The sequence below is a fragment of the Ignavibacteria bacterium genome, from assembly GCA_025612375.1.
In the GTDB taxonomy this organism is placed as follows: Bacteria; Bacteroidota; Ignavibacteria; order Ignavibacteriales; family SURF-24; genus JAAXKN01.
Genome location: JAAXKN010000017.1, coordinates 72,546 through 86,620 on the forward strand (window position 1 = coordinate 72,546; position 14,075 = coordinate 86,620).

The following is a 14,075-nucleotide window of genomic DNA, read 5'->3' on the forward strand; positions in this document are numbered from 1 at the left end:
AGAGAATCTAAAAAAGGCCCTTAGTTGACGGCTTCAACGCGCCTGATGCCGGGGACTTCTCTTATAAGAGCCCTTTCAACTCCGGCGCGCAGAGTCATCTGAGACATAGGGCAATGACCACAGGCCCCCGTAAGCTTTACTTCAACAATACCTTCCTGCGTGACGCGCACAAGTTCCACGTCGCCGCCGTCTGCCTGAAGATAAGGCCTGATGGTATCCAGTGCTTTCAATACTTTTTCTTCCATTACATTCCCCATGTTTTTTTACTCCTGCTTATTTTTCATCTCCAAGAATAATATCCACTTTCTTTGATGCTGCTGAAATCAGTTCGATGCTGACCTGTGCGGCCAGGTTGCGTGAGATCTCCTGAATTACCCTGGCATATTCCGTATCAGGCATTTCATGTACGATCGGCTTTCCTGTATCTCCGCCTATTCTGATTCTTGGGTCTATGGGAATTCCGCCTAAAAATGGCACATTGTACTGCTCGGCCATTTTCTGCCCTCCGCCCAAACCGAAAATGTCGTACTTATTGTCGGTATCGGGAGCTATAAAATAACTCATATTTTCCACAATACCAAGCACCGGAACGTTAACTCTTGAGAACATCATAAGACCCTTGCGTGCGTCAATTAGGGATACTTCCTGTGGTGTAGTAACAATTACCGCTCCTGTAAGGGGAATCGTCTGAACCAGCGTCAGCTGTATGTCGCCCGTTCCCGGAGGGAGGTCAAAGATGAGATAATCCAGCTCACCCCAGTTTACATCGCTCATGAACTGCTTTACGGCTCCTGAAGCCATAGGGCCGCGCCAGATTACAGGGGCTCCGTCATCAAGCATAAAGCCTATTGACATAACCTTTACACCCAGGCGCTCCAAGGGGAGCATCTGCTGTGTTACGGGATCCTGGTAAATTCTGGGCTTCTCTGTAATTCCAAGCATCAATGGGACGCTGGGACCGTAAATATCGGCGTCCAGAAGCCCCACCTTGGCGCCGTCTTTTGCCAGAGCCACGGCAAGGTTAACTGCAACCGTGCTTTTACCAACGCCGCCTTTGCCGCTTGCAACGGCAATTGTGTTCTTAACGTTCGGCAGAACGGCTTCTTTTCTGTTATCCTGATGCTGCCTTACATTGCTCGTCATGTTTATGCTGATATTGCCGATTGTGGGGATATCGTTTTTTAATGCCTCCACGCAGTCACTTTTAATTTTTTCTTTCAGCGGGCATGCAGGAGTTGTAAGTTCCACGTCAAAAGAAACGTTATTTCCATCTATATTAATATTTTTAACCATACCAAGCTTAACTATATCTCTTCTGAGGTCAGGATCCTGGACCTTCTTAAGGGATGCTAAGATAGTTTCTGATGTTAATTTGGACAAATTTTCCTCCAATGAAAAAATATCTGTAAAATTAAGAAAAATTTTTGGAATTCAGAAGGTAGAACTCCGAATTTGAGTTTCAGAATGCAGATTTTGGCCCGAAATTCGCAGCTGCATATTTGAAACACTACAAAACAAATGATATCAAATCATTTAATCAATTCAAAAAATCGGGTCTTGAAGAAGGGCTTGCCAGGCAAAGGCGCCTTTTCCACGGAAGAAACCTCATTTAAAGAACCAGGATAGTGATCCCCCACTTGCAGAAACCAGTAAAAAAATCTACCCTCCAAATGCATCAACTTAAGAAAGAAAACACCTAATATATCTGAACAACCAAATTTAAGCACATAAAAAGCCGCGAGAGCGGCTTTCTATCTGTAGCCCAGGGTCTCAAATTCGCCGTGGCGAATGCAGACACCCTGGGTTATGAATAACCAACACACCCCACCCCACACAAAAAACACCCGACACAAAAAACACCCCCAAAACCACGCGAGTGGTTTTATATCTGTTACCAGGCGCACAACCATCATATCCACCCTTGCATCTTGGATTAGAATTCACAACAATATCTATATCCTTCCATATATTAACACATTCATGAGGCATATAGAACTATGGCAGACACGTATTCTCAGATTTATATTCACATCGTCCATTCCACTTTGGGAAGAGAACCTTTGATTACTCCTGAAATAAAGGAGGAAATATGCCGCTACATCACCGGCATCATCAGACAAAGAGGGCAGAAGATGATCTCAATTAACTGTGTAAGTGACCATATTCACTACTTCATAGGGCTCCATCCGAACGTGAATGTTTCTGACATAGTCAGGGATGTAAAACATTTCTCTTCAAAGTTTATAAATGAGAAACACTTATGCAATTGCAATTTCAGGTGGCAGGACGGCTTCGGTGCATTCTCATATTCACATTCCCAGATCCCCGTGGTCTCGAGGTATATTGAAGGCCAGGAGGAGCACCACAAAAGGCAGTCATTTCATGACGAATACATCAAAATGCTTGAGGCATTTGGAATAAAATACGACCCGAAATACCTTCTGGGATAGATCCAGGGAATGTTCCGGGTTATAAGACCATTTGTAACAGACATAAAACCACTCGCGTGGTTTTATTGGGGTGGTTGGGGATCATTTTACCCAGGGTTTTGGCCATCCGCCTTCGGCGGCTGGCGGGCAAACCCTGGGCTACAGACAGAAAACCGCTCTCGCGGTTTTTTATAGGCTTAGCTCTATATTCCCGATTTCTTTATCATTAATTACTACTCTTAGGCTGACACCTGAATCCTTAGCCGGGATTTTATTTATAGCAGGTAAAAGGTATAAAATTACCTGCCTGCTCATACAGGGCTTATGAAGCCAAAAACGATACATGGAAAAATTTTTATTCTTATGCTGTGAATTGGATCACAGGGCTTTTAGGACTTGGGCTCTTTGCCTTGATATTTGCTGAATATCTTTATTACTTATTTTTAGAGGCCATTGCCCCTTTAGCTTCAGGGGGTTGTTCTCCGGAAGGAGAGAAAACACGCGGAAAAGGGGCAAAAAGAGGAGAGTGTAACTGAAAAAGGAGCCGAAAGGGGGAAGTTTTACAAAGTAAGCAGATATCCTGAAACTTAAGTTTTGCATGGCACCGGCTAGGGCCATGCGGGGGAGTGGTATCTTCAGGAATCTCTAAAAAAAAGTTTTAAGAATTAAGTTTTCCCGTACCTTTCATATTTGCTCCTTGCTTTTACCTGAAAAAGGAATACTCTTCTTGAAAAAAGACAGCTTCCATTTTTATTCCAGTGATGATGATTTTGTGATAGCATATATATACATAAGTTCAGTCCTATTCATTGATGCAGCTGAAGGCACAGTCAAGATCCGATGGTTAATTAAAGAGCAGGATTAATAAAGACCGGACCAAACCGAAAAGTAAGCAGAAAAGAGAATGCTGCCATGACAAACGTTAGCGACGACAAGCTGGCTATGCTAAGATCGATCAGGAGTATTATCGAAGATAATATCCAGTCTGTTAAAAATATTCCAAACTGGACAGAAGCCCTGGAACGCTACGACGGACTTCTGGCCAAGATCCAGGAAATCAGGACCGAACTTTCAAATCTGAAGGACAATAAATCCATCAGAATAAACTCCTCCCGGGGGCAGCTCATCAAGAGCATCCTGAAAGTTTCAAATTCACTGAAATGCTACATCCTGAACTTAAATGAAAACGATCTGATTGATGAGCTGCTGAACAAAGTAACCTTATCCGAACTTGAACTGAACAATATGTTCTGTACTGAACTCTTAATCAAGGGTAAGGCTATCTTTATATATGCCACAAAACATTCCGGCGGGCTTTATTACTACGGCGTTACCGAGGAAACCTTAAAGCAGCTGGAAGAAAGCATTAAGGAATACTGGAAGGCTCTGAACCTGGAGGAGCTCACAGAAGCCGAAATTTATGTGAGGGAAAGGCAGCTCGAAATGCGCCTGAACAGGGCAATTAATCTCTTCAGGTATGAAATCAATGAACTCATAGATCTGGTTAAATATTCAAATCCCGGATTTTTCTATGACATTAAAATGCGCGTGCTGCTCTTAAACCTTGGAATTGTGGACGACGACATTAAGGTGATACTTCCATATCCTTCAATGAATTAGATAAATATTCATTTGCCTTTTCTTTTAAGGAAAATGCCTTCTTCGGGAAAGGTAAAGCGAATAATTATAAATGGTAGTGCTAATAATAAGAGACAGATGTCCATTTAAGCCGTTTTTATCTAACAGAGGAGAGCTTTATGAATTTAAGAAGTATTCTTTCAGTTCTGGGCGGTGGTTCAGATGAAATTTCAGCGGATTATTTTAATGTCAATAAGATCAGAAAGGATTTTCCCATACTCGGTCTGATGATAAAAGGAAAGAAACTCATTTATCTGGATAATGCTGCTACAACACAGAAACCCGAAATGGTTATTCAGTCAATTCAGGAGTATTATCATAAAGTTAATTCTAATATTAACAGGGGAGTGCATTACCTGAGCGAGCATGCAACACTGGCCTACGAAAATGCCAGAAGAAAGGTAAGAGACTATATAAATGCTAAAGCGGCACATGAAATAATTTTCCTGAGGGGGGCCACCGAGGCCATTAACCTTGTCGCGTATTCCTACGGAAGGATGCACGTAAAGGAAGGTGACGAGGTCTTAATTACCGCAATGGAGCACCACGCAAATATTGTCCCCTGGCAGGTCCTCTGCAAAGAGAAAAATGCCGCCCTGAAGATTATACCCATGGACGCAAACGGCGAACTGATACTCGATAACCTGGATAGCCTCATAAATGAAAAAACAAAAATTGTCTCCATAGTCCAGGTCTCAAACTCACTTGGCACAATAAACCCTGTAAAGACAATTATAGCCAAAGCCCACCAGAAGGGCGTCCCGGTTCTGGTTGACGGCTCACAGGGCATTCCGCACGGAAGCGTCGACGTTCAGGACATGGATTGCGACTTTTATGTATTCTCCGGCCATAAGCTCTACGGCCCTACCGGCATCGGAGTCCTTTACGGCAAATCCGCACTCCTGGACAGTATGGATCCTTATCAGACGGGCGGGGACATGATAAAGCTCGTTACGTTTGAAAATACGACGTATAACGACGTCCCCTACAAGTTTGAAGCGGGTACACAGAATATTGAAGGTGCAATAGGGCTTGGTGCCGCAATAGACTACCTGAACTCAATTCCTTTCCAGCAGGCAATTCGCCATGAGCACGAGCTTCTTTATTATGCCGAAAACAGGATCCGTGAACTGGAAGGTATTCAGATAATCGGAAATGCAAAGAAAAAAGCTCCCGTAATTTCACTCGTAATGGACGGGCTCCACCCGCACGACATAGGCACCCTGCTAGACGCCGACGGCATTGCAATACGCACGGGTCACCATTGCACGCAGCCTGTAATGCAGTTCTTCAAGGTCCCGGCTACGGCAAGAATTTCCATAGCATTCTATAATACCAAAGAGGAGATCGACCAGCTCGTCTGCAGCCTCAGGAAAGTAATGGAATTCAAGCAGACCGGCAGCCGCCAGAGCCTGCAGAGTGAAAGGATAAATGAGATTTACCAGGAAACAATTGTTGAACACGACCGCAACCCGAGAAATTTCAAGGTCTGCTTCGAATGCAGCCACAGCGACGAGGGCTTTAACCCCTTCTGCGGCGACCACATTGTCCTCTACCTGAACATTGAAAACAACGTCATCAGGGATATAACATTCCAGGGAGAGCTTTGTGCAATATCAAAGTCCTCGGCTTCAATAATGACGGGTATGCTCATGGGTAAAACCCTCAAAGAGGCAGAAGGAATGTATAATAAATTTCACAGCGCATTTAATTCAGGAAATGTCACGAAAATAAAAAACGGAAACCTGGGAGAACTTGCCATTTTCTCAAGCATACAGAATTCGCCGGCCAGAATGAAATGTGCTTATCTGCCCTGGCAGACGATGACAAACCTGATAAGCCATATTGGAACGCTTACGGCTGAACAGCATAACTATGAAGTGTAGGGCTCAGTCAGACGGTAAATTTTGATGATAATGATATTTGATGATTATGAAAGGGGAATGATACGATTATTAAGGAGAGCAAAGATGGACGTAAAAGAAAGTATTCTGGAGATCATTGGTAATACACCACTGGTGCGTGTTAAGAAACTTACAAAGCACTTAAAACCTCAGATATTAGCCAAAGTAGAATTCTGCAATCCGGGCGGAAGCATTAAAGACCGTATAGGCGTTACACTGATAGAGGATGCCGAAGCCCGTGGAATCTTAAAGCCGGGCGGCATTGTCGTAGAGGCCACGAGCGGAAATACAGGCATCGGCCTTGCACTCGTGGCTACGGTCAAGGGATACAAATCAGTATTCGTTATGACGGACAAGGTCTGCTGCGAAAAATCAAACTACCTCAAAGCCCTGGGGGCGGAAGTAGTTATCGTACGCGACGGTTACGATAGAGATGATCCGAACCACTATGTCAACGTGGCAAAACGGATAGCAAAAAACACCCCCAACTCAATCTATATAAACCAGTATTCCAATCCTGCAAACCCGGAGGCTCACTACAGAACTACGGGCCCCGAGATCTGGCGCCAAACCGACGGCAAAGTGACGCATTTTGTTGCCGCAATCGGTACCGGCGGCACCATAAGCGGAACGGGAAAGTTCCTCAAGGAAATGAACCCAAACATTAAGGTTATTGCAGCAGACCCCGTGGGATCTGTCTTCAAAGACTATTTTGACCACGGGCTCAGAACCGGCAGCGCCCCTTACCTCGTCGAGGCTATCGGGCAGAACTACATCCCGGAAAATGTGAAATTTCAGTATATAGATGAAGTAATAAATGTAACGGATCATGACTCCTTCAATACAGCCAGGCTCCTTACACACGAGGAGGGAATATTCTGCGGCGGAAGCACCGGCACAATCTTTCACGCGGTCCTGAAGGTTGCCGAAAAGCTGGACGAGAACGCCGTAATAGTGTTCCCCATTTGCGACACGGGTGAAAGATACCTTACAAAATTCCATAACGACGACTGGATGCGGGAAAAACTTACGGCAGTTGAGGACCATGAGACAACTTTTTCTGGAATTCTGTGAAAAATATTGTGAAAAGTTTTATGAAACCATTAAACAGAAGATGCAGGTAATACCGAAAGAATGAATAAATTAAAGAGGTCACACCATGAGAGGTCCAGCTAAAATTATAGTCTTGCTTGCAGCATTTTTTATCCCGTTTTCGTTACAGGCCCAGCTTAACGGAAATAAAACTATTGACCCCAACGGCAGCGGGGCAGACAACTACAAATCATTTAATGAGGCCATCCAGGCGCTCAATGCACAGGGCACAACAGAAGGCGTTACATTCCTCGTCGCCTCGGGTACATACAACGAGCCCAAGCCGCTCAGAATTGAAATTAAGAATAATAAACCACAGCAGAACTCACGCGCTGTGTTTAAGCCCGCCCCGGGTGCAACGGTTGTGCTTAATGTAATGGGGCAGGATACGTCAATGTTTGCCATAAGAATCGGCAGGCCGGGCGAGACAACAGACTATATAACAATTGACGGCTCTAACGCCTCTTATACGCGCGACATGACCATCATTGCCGGCGACAGCAGGTACGGCACGGAACCCATCGATATCTATGGCGACTTTATTACAATTAAGAACTGCGTCATACAGGCAAAGGGTAAAGGAAACGTATGGACAGATGAGGATATGGGCATCATTCTCAGAAACGCACTTCCGACGGCCGACTACTGCCTGATTGAAAACAACAAGGTGTCTTCTGTTAATGCGGTCATTTTGGGAAAAGATACCCTTAACATCCAGACCGGAAACATTATACGCGGCAACGAGATACACTTTTATCACAAAGGGATCTATGCCAATAAGGTGTCGGATATAGTTATAGAAGGCAACGAAGTCGTTGGCGACCTGAGGGCTCAATACCCGCTCCTTCCGGTCTATGGAATTCACGTCGGCACAAACCAGGGTAATAACCAGGGCATCATTATCCGGAAAAATAACGTAACCAACCTGGGCACAAATAACGGCACAACAGCAGGAAGGCGCGTAAGGGGAATCCATACATACGGGCCCGGCAGCTATACAATTAATGCCAACAGGATACATGACCTCTTTAACGCTACAGCCGATACGGGCAACTTCCAGCCCGCGGTCTTCGGCATTCAGCTCGAGGCGGGCAGCGTATATTCTACTTATAAAGTTTATAACAATATGGTCTATGGCTTCAGGGACAGCGACAACATTAACGGGCGCCTGGGTACAATTGTTACAACCGGAATTGACGTCCCTACGGCGGGAATTGTTGAGGTTTATAACAATACCATATATATAGAAGAAACAGAAAGGGACTATCATGAAACGCAGTGCATCTACATAGGCCCAATGGCCCAGGGCAGCATGATAGACCTGAAGAACAATATCTTCTACAACGGAAACTCAAGCCCTAATGCCAAAAGCTGGTCAATTTACAGAACACCTGCCATGAAAGGCAGCATGACGAGCGACTTTAACCTCATCTATGTCGACGGCTCACAGAACTCATTTGTCGCCTTCTGCGGCAAAGGCATCAGGGCAACAATCAGGGACTGGACAAGCGTTACCTCGTGGGACCCGCATTCAATCAGCATAAACCCCGGATTTGCTTCACCCTCTGAGGTTTCAATTTCTCCTGAAAGCTGGGTTGTTAACGGCCAGGGCTTTCCTAACTTTTCAAATTCAGAGGACATAAACGGCATTATCCGTTCGACTAATATTGCTGATGGAGGCTGTGACATCGGAGCAAGCGAGTACACCCCTCTGGGCAGCGCCGCGGCTGCACCCGTTAGAAGCTCATCCGGCGACACAACTATCTTTATCGGTGTCGATGGAAAGAGGGTGGCGGAAATAATCTGGTCAGGCACATCCTGGCCCGAGCAGGTTTTACTTACCTATACTCCGGGACAAAGGGCTCTCAGCAACTCAGGTATACTGAGCAGAAAAGGTATAGACCGCATGTTTAACTTTTCTTTCCCCGGCAGCCTGGGCTCCGGATGGGCTGCCGATGTAAGACTTTTCTATAATGACGGCACTGAGCTCAGAGGCTACAATGAAAGTGACCTTGTTGTAAACAGGAGGCCCACAGAAGGCGACGGCACCTGGACTGCCGAGGCCACAACGATTGATACCGCAAGGCACTGTGCCCGCTTTATGACAAATTCCCTCGGCGTGTATACTCTTATTGACAAAAACATGAGCCCTATGCCGGTTAGAAAAAATTCTCCTGCAAATCCTGTCTATGCGCTTGAACAGAATTATCCGAATCCTTTTAACCCGTCAACAAAAATTCAGTATTCGCTCAGCCAGGACGGAAGGGCAAGGCTTACTCTTTTTAACAGCATAGGACAGGCGGTTAAGGTGGTAATGGATGAAATGAAAGCCAAAGGAAACTATGAAATAATTCTTAATTGCCAGGACCTGCCTGCCGGCATTTATTTCTACCAGCTCCAGAGCGGGAATTTCAGGGAAACGAAAAAGTTTGTTCTTTTGAAGTAAAGTGATCTGACTCTTTTGAGAATGTGAATTAAAGAGAGGATGCTTTTTTAATGGGGGAAAGCCGCCCCTCTCTTTAGTTAAATATGCTAGATCTGCCTGCAATGCGCTCTGGTCTCATTTCCCGGTTCTCCGGACTCAGGGCTGAAATGATGTTTATGACGTAATGATATGATGAGACTGCATTTGAACGTGTGTTTTTGGGATTGCTTAGAATGATAACAGAGGCTAAGGCAAAATGAATCTCTTATTTATTTTTATAATAAGTTTGATTTTTACTGTTTTTACTACTCCATTTCTGATACGGTATTTAACCAAAATCAAAGTCGTGGATCTTCCCGGAAACAGGAGAATCCATACCGCAATTATACCCCGCATGGGAGGGCTGCTGATCTATCTCTCGGCTGCCCTTACGGTGGTGTTCCTTTCTGACGAGCTGGATTCAATAAGGCTCCTGATGGTGGCGGCAAACATTATCCTGATGATCGGATTTTTTGACGACATTCTCGGCCTCAGCTACATGGTCAAGATCTGGGGGCAGTTCCTTGCCTGCCTGCTTGTTCTCATTTACCTCAATCAGCAGTACGTGGAACTGGTATACCTTGACGTTGCAGTTCCACATCCGCTGGATTATATCATCTTAATAGCCTTTATTGTCGGCGGCATAAACGCCGTTAATTTTATGGATGGAATTGACGGCCTGGTAAGCGGCTTTTCAATCCTGGCTTTTTCTGTCATTCTGAGCCTTTCGGTTTTCTTCGGCTGCGACATACTTATTCTCTTATCGGTAAGCCTTATAGGCAGCCTACTGGGCTTCCTTAAATTTAACAGGTTCCCGGCTAAGATCTTCCTGGGGGATACAGGCTCACTCATACTGGGATTTTTCCTTATAACCTCGTCCCTTTTCATCTCGGTTAAAATGAATAAAGGCGTGCTGGACCTGACCTTCCCGGCAATTCTGCTTGCCGTACCCCTGACAGACGCCATAAGGGTTATAGCCGGAAGAATGCTCAGAAAGAAGAGCCCTTTTCTTCCCGATAAAACGCACCTTCACCACCTGATACTGGAGGTTACAGGTTCACAAAGGCTTACCGTTGCAATAATCGATTCTTATTCGGTTATCTTTGCCCTTATTGCAATTTACTACCTTACAGGCTCTCACACTCTGCCCTTAATATTATTTGCATTCTTTGTTGTGCTGCTCCTCTTTGCAGAGCCGGTTATATCTTTTCTGAATACCTACAGGAAGGAGATCTATAAAAGAAAGTTCTGGGCCGGAATGTGGAACAGGAACAATGAAATCATACAGAAATCATTTATTTACCTGACTTCACTTGCCCTTCTGCTGATCCTGATACTCTCCATACCCAACCATAATTCAATGGAAAATAATATACTCTGGGGGCTCCTTATTACTGGGCTTGCATTCTTTCTTATAGCCGCCAGGAATAAAAATATCTATAAAGGCGTCGATGACATTTTTATTTTCATGAACATCGCTGCCTTCTTCACAATTACAAGCCTAAACCATACGCTCCAGAGCCAGGTATTTGAAGGCAGCGAGGCCTTTAACTTCATCTCTGAAATGAGCTATTACATACTAACCTTTATAATTATGATATTCCTTATCGCCGACGGCACGGTATTCCCTCTGAAGAAGTTTAAGGTTAGCGATATGGACTATGCGCTCCTCATTTTTATTTTCCTGACCTTCTTTGTCGATTACCTAATTCCCTCGCACATCAACCAGGGCTTTAAGATATTTATTCTGGAAGCGCTCGTAATTTACCTCTGGTACAAGCTGGTGGTTTCATTCAAAGAGGAGATCAGGAGCCACATGTTCTACATGTCCTTTGCCATATCCTTCGCAATACTGATGAGGCTGCTCATTATCTGAAGAATAAAATACTGCCTTCATCTTAAAAACAAAAACCGGTGTTTCCCCGGAATTTACCTCACGGCCGCTCAGAAGCTATTCCGTCCGCATAACTGCCAATAAATCCATTCGACACTATTTTGAAACCTCACTGGATCCCAAAGCGTCTATTCATGTATAAAGAGTGGTAATCTCTGCATAAATCACAAGAGGAAGCATGAAAAACTCAAAATTCTATATTATTGCCTTAATGTCCGTCTCACTCATATCGCTGGAAATAGTCTGGACCAGAATATTTTCAGCAGAATTTTATTATACGTTCGCATTCCTGATCTTGTCGCTCTCCATACTGGGCCTCGGCCTTGGGGCTCTTTCCCTCCGCTTGTTCGAAAGGCCGTTTAAGGGCCGTAACGCGGCGGGATTTCTCCTCCTTGCGGCGTCCCTGCTTGCACTTGCGGGCCCTTCCGTAGTGCTTAATATTAAGCTCGACTTCTCCCGTCTTTTTACGGCGGGTGAAATGGTGTGGAAATTTATTCTGACCGTAATCCTCTTAAGCTCTTCATTTTTCTTTGCAGGCATTGCACTGGCAAAACTCTTCAGGGATAACTACGGCGATATGCCGAGGCTCTATATGGCAGATCTTTTAGGGGCCGCTTCAGGCGCGCTCCTGGCTATCTTGCTCATGAATTCTTTCAGTACCCCTTGGGCATCATTCCTGATCTGCCTGCCGCTTATTATTGCGTCTTTCCTTTCTTTCGAAAAATGGTACAGGTACTTTAACCTTGTGCCTTTAGCCCTGATGTTTATACTTATCAGCTGCTCTCACACGCTGCTTAATCCGCCAAGAAAAGAAAGGGCCCCTGTTGTCTACCAGTACTGGGACTCTATGGCGAAAATCAAGATTTACAAATATGGCGAAGATTCACGCGGCATTAATATTGACAACATGGCTAACACTCCCGTGCACCGCTTCGATGGAAACTGGAACCGCCCTGACTCCATGAAATTCGACTTCGGGCTCTTCAGCCTCAAGAATTTCATTAAATGCAAAAATAACTGTACTGTTCTTTCCCTTGGCGCCGGCGGGGGAGGCGAAGTGCTGCAGGCTTTGCAGGAAGGGGCAAAGGAAATCCATGCCGTTGAGGTAAACCCTAAGATCAACAGCATGCTCCTGGACGGTGAGCTCTCCACCTTTTCAGGAAACATATACAGCGATCCCCGCGTAAAGGTAATTACCGAAGACGGCCGCACGTATGTAAGAAGGTTCAGAAATAAATTTGACCTTATTACCTCTTTCAGCTCTAACACTTTTGCGGCCCTTGCCTCCGGGTCATTTGCGCTTGCTGAAAATTATCTTTTTACAACTGAGGCCTTTGAGGACTACTATAATGCACTTACAGAAAAAGGCATCTTCTATATGGAGCACCAGATGTATATGCCTAAGGTTGTAAGCGAGGTAATTGAAGCCCTCGATAAGGCCGGCGTCAGGAACCCGCGTCAGCACATTGCGGTCTACGACCTTCCTAAATATCACAGGAACCTTTTGATACTGTCTAAGGAACCTTTAACAAGAGACTTTATTGATACTGCCGTGGTAAAACTTAATAAGGAGACTTCTCCTTTTATAAAGCTTTTATACCCGGCACCGGATTCAGTAAAAGGAAACCTTATTAACAAGATCGTCTCAAACGGCTGGAAAACCGAGGCCCTGAGATCTCAGATAGATATCAGCCCCTGTAACGACGACAAGCCTTACATAGCTCAGCTTGGGCTCTGGAAGAATGTGGAATTTGCCAAGCTGAAGGAAATCTCTCCCTATGAGTTCCGGGGCTTCCCGATCTCAAAGCTCATAATTTCCACCATACTCCTTATAATATGTATCCTTGTTCTTCCTTTAATGCTTCTGCCTTACCTGAAGAAAAGCGGCAAGCTGAAGGCTGCCCCCTGGCTCTACTTTTTTACCATTGGCGCGGCTTTTATGATTGTTGAGGTGGTGCTGATACAGAGATATACCCTTTTTATAGGCGCTTCATCATACAGCTTTGTTGTAATTCTCCTTACGCTTCTGCTGAGTTCAGGCGTGGGAAGCCGCTTTTCTTCGCGCTTTAACGACCGCGTGCCTTTTTACTGCATAGTAATTCTCTTAATGCTCGAGGTAACGCTCTTCAGGCCTTTTACCGGCCTCTTAACGGGCTTTAGCCTCATACCCCGTGTGATTATATCAATGATCTTAATTGCGCCTCTGGGATTCTTTATGGGAATGCCTTTCCCCAAAGCCGCACAGAAGGTCGGGGAACTGATTGACTGGGGTTTTGCCGTAAACGGCGTGGCCTCGGTAATAGGTTCGACGGCAATCATTTTAATTACAATCAACTACGGGTTTAACGTGGCTATGTTGCTGGGCGCACTCCTTTATTTCTCGGCCTACCTCCTTATGAACAGGCTTAAAGGGTGGTAGTAAAGACTAATAGTGCACGCCCATATTAAAAAATTTTCTTCATGCATACCTCAACCCCGAAAAAGCCTCTCTTCCCTTAAAAATCAAGGGGGAGAGGTTTTTTTTATTATGAAGTTTGGAAAAGGGCTGAATATTTTATAATTTATCTGGTGACTTTATAACGTTACGGTGTCCCGCTTTTCGGGAAGAATAGGGAAACCGGTGAAAATCCGGTGCTGCCCCGCAACTGTAATTG

At 44.9% G+C, this 14,075-nt stretch carries 9 protein-coding genes and 1 riboswitch; of the genes, 7 read left to right on the forward strand and 2 right to left on the reverse strand.

Annotated features, from left to right (window positions below):
* Nucleotides 1–20: 20 nt before the first annotated feature.
* Both HF312_11970 and apbC read right to left on the reverse strand, forming a co-directional pair.
* On the reverse strand, nucleotides 21–245 hold the full coding sequence (locus HF312_11970; protein ID MCU7520925.1) for a NifU family protein: 225 nt from the start codon (nucleotides 243–245) through the stop codon (nucleotides 21–23).
* Nucleotides 246–273: 28 nt separating this feature from the next.
* On the reverse strand, nucleotides 274–1,380 hold the full coding sequence (gene apbC / locus HF312_11975; protein ID MCU7520926.1) for an iron-sulfur cluster carrier protein ApbC: 1,107 nt from the start codon (nucleotides 1,378–1,380) through the stop codon (nucleotides 274–276).
* Nucleotides 1,381–1,997: 617 nt separating this feature from the next.
* Between apbC and tnpA the strand changes: the two genes are divergently transcribed.
* The 7 genes from tnpA to HF312_12010 all read left to right on the forward strand — a co-directional run bounded on the left by tnpA (nucleotide 1,998) and on the right by HF312_12010 (nucleotide 13,840).
* The gene (gene tnpA, locus HF312_11980; protein MCU7520927.1) at nucleotides 1,998–2,450 is read left to right on the forward strand and encodes an IS200/IS605 family transposase; all 453 of its coding nucleotides are present in this window, start codon (nucleotides 1,998–2,000) and stop codon (nucleotides 2,448–2,450) included.
* 891 nt (nucleotides 2,451–3,341) lie between these two features.
* Entirely contained in the window at nucleotides 3,342–4,049 is a 708-nt protein-coding gene (locus tag HF312_11985; protein ID MCU7520928.1) for a hypothetical protein, read from the forward strand.
* 137 nt (nucleotides 4,050–4,186) lie between these two features.
* Nucleotides 4,187–5,953 (forward strand): SUF system NifU family Fe-S cluster assembly protein, encoded by a 1,767-nt coding sequence (locus tag HF312_11990; protein MCU7520929.1) that lies wholly within the window; start codon nucleotides 4,187–4,189, stop codon nucleotides 5,951–5,953.
* An 84-nt stretch (nucleotides 5,954–6,037) separates the two neighbouring features.
* Nucleotides 6,038–7,045: a cysteine synthase family protein gene (locus HF312_11995; protein MCU7520930.1), complete on the forward strand. Its 1,008-nt coding sequence runs from the start codon at nucleotides 6,038–6,040 to the stop codon at nucleotides 7,043–7,045.
* A gap of 85 nt (nucleotides 7,046–7,130) precedes the next feature.
* Nucleotides 7,131–9,509 carry a T9SS type A sorting domain-containing protein gene (locus HF312_12000; GenBank protein ID MCU7520931.1) on the forward strand — a complete coding sequence of 793 codons (2,379 nt, stop codon included), beginning with the start codon at nucleotides 7,131–7,133 and terminating at the stop codon, nucleotides 9,507–9,509.
* A gap of 235 nt (nucleotides 9,510–9,744) precedes the next feature.
* On the forward strand, nucleotides 9,745–11,403 hold the full coding sequence (locus HF312_12005) for an undecaprenyl/decaprenyl-phosphate alpha-N-acetylglucosaminyl 1-phosphate transferase (GenBank protein MCU7520932.1): 1,659 nt from the start codon (nucleotides 9,745–9,747) through the stop codon (nucleotides 11,401–11,403).
* Between the two features lie 196 nt (nucleotides 11,404–11,599).
* Nucleotides 11,600–13,840: a hypothetical protein gene (locus HF312_12010; protein MCU7520933.1), complete on the forward strand. Its 2,241-nt coding sequence runs from the start codon at nucleotides 11,600–11,602 to the stop codon at nucleotides 13,838–13,840.
* Nucleotides 13,841–13,989: 149 nt separating this feature from the next.
* Nucleotides 13,990–14,075, forward strand: a riboswitch (cobalamin riboswitch). This riboswitch is flagged as partial in the annotation.